This window comes from Micromonospora sp. MH33, assembly GCF_003013775.1.
GTDB classification, from domain to species: Bacteria; Actinomycetota; Actinomycetes; order Mycobacteriales; family Micromonosporaceae; genus Micromonospora; species Micromonospora fulviviridis.
Genome location: NZ_MUYZ01000600.1, coordinates 1 through 1,761, shown reverse-complemented (window position 1 = coordinate 1,761; position 1,761 = coordinate 1). Strand labels below are relative to the sequence as shown.

The 1,761-nt window shown below is 77.1% G+C and carries 1 protein-coding gene and 1 pseudogene; both read right to left on the bottom strand.

Annotated elements, in window-relative coordinates:
• Positions 1 to 45 precede the first annotated feature (45 nt).
• Positions 46 to 1,089: an alpha/beta hydrolase gene (locus B0E53_RS36235; protein ID WP_107079892.1), complete on the bottom strand. Its 1,044-nt coding sequence runs from the start codon at positions 1,087 to 1,089 to the stop codon at positions 46 to 48.
• A 39-nt stretch (positions 1,090 to 1,128) separates the two neighbouring features.
• Positions 1,129 to 1,761 (bottom strand): annotated as a pseudogene (locus B0E53_RS36230) (hypothetical protein); the annotation flags it as partial.

Genomic DNA, 1,761 nt, shown 5'->3' with positions numbered 1-1,761 from the left:
CGGTGGGCCGCGCGGCACGCGGACGGACGGAGGTGGGCATCCGGCTCAGCCTGCCATGTCGCGCCGCCGCCCGCTCTCCCCCGTTTCGGCGATCAGCTCGCCGGCCTGCGCGTCCGTCCGCTCCCCGCCCGGCGGCACCCCGGCGGGGGACGCCTCCGCGAGCAGCGCCAGCACCGCGCGCGCCACGGTGCGGGGCACCTCCAGCTGGGCCACGTGCCCGACCCCGTCGAGCAGCAGCAGGCGGCTGTCCGGGATCACCCGGGCGGCCTGCGGCGCCACCCGCACGTCGACCAGCCGGTCCTGCCGCCCGCCCACCACGAGCGTCGGCACCCGCACCGTCGACGCCAGCCGCCACAGCGAGCCCGACCCCGGCAGGTACGACCGCAGGAAGCTGGAGACCAGGCCACGGAACGTACGGACGTAGGCGGCGGCGTAGTGGGCCGCCTCGTAGCGGATCCGGATCTCCTCGACCGCCTCCAGCCGACGTTGCTCGCTGATCCGGGTCAGGTCGGCGATGCACGCCTCCATCACCTGCTGGGCCATCACCTCGGGAGCGAGCTGGGCCAGCCGCCAGGCGGCCAGCCGCTCGCCCCGGGGGATCGCCAGCAGCGGCAGCATCCGCCCCTGCAACGAGCGCCGGAAGTCCAGGAACGGCAGGGCCGGGGAGATCAGGGTCAGCGTCCGGACCAGGTCCGGCCGCAGCGCCGCCACCCGGACCGTGACGGCGCCGCCGAGCGAATTGCCGAACAGGTGCACCGGCCCCCGGTCGCTGTGCTCGATCCAGCGGACCACCCGGTCCGCGAAGGCCGGGACGGTGTAGCGCCGGCCGGGCTCGCTGCGCCCGAAACCGGGCAGGTCGATCGCCTGGCCGTCGAGCCGGTCGGCGAGCAGGCCGGCCAGGTCCGTCCAGTTCTGCGACGAGCCACCGAGGCCGTGCACGTAGAGCGCCGGCTCGGCGCCGGGAGCGGTGGCCGGGGTGTCCCGCACGTACGTCACCGTGCCGTCGAGCCGGACGTTCCGGCCGGGCCAGGGCGGCGGGACGTGGTGCGCGGGCAGGAGGTGGTCCGGCCAGAGGGCGGCGGGCTTCATGGCTCCAGTCTTCCCGGACCGGCCCGGCCCGACACCGGCTCAGGCGAGCAGCGCCTCCAGCCGGCGGTTCACCGCGGCCAGGGTGGCCCGGACCACGGCCTGCCGGGGATCCCCGGCGACCAGGGCCGAGCCGGCAAGCTGCTCCACCCAGCCGTCGCAGACCAGCAGCACCACGACGGTCGCCACCTCGCAGTTGCCGAACGGCACCACGGCGGCGTGCTCGACGAAGCACCGGCCCCGCTCGCCGGCCGGCGCGGCCCGGCCGAGCAGATCGTCCACCGCGGCGGCCGCGGCCACCGCGCAGAGCCGCAGCACGTAGCCGTCGACGGCCGGTCCGGTGGAGTGGCCCTCCGCCGTCCGGTCCCCGGCGATCAGGCGGACCTCCACGGTGGCGTCGAGGCCGAAGGTGCTCACCTGGACGTGGTCGATCACCACCCGGGGCCCCGGCAGGCCGCCGGTGTCCAGCGGTCGCGACGGCGCGGTCTCCGTCGTGCTCATCTGCCCACCGGAGTACGAGGTGCCGAGCGTGACCGGGCTGCCGGTGGGCGTGCCGGTCGGGGCGGTGGCGAGCGAGGACTCCTCCACCGCGGCCCGGCCCCGGTGGCCGCTGGCCTGCCGCCGGCGGCGCGGCGGCTCGACACCCGGGTCGGTGCCCTCGGCCGGCGCCTCGGC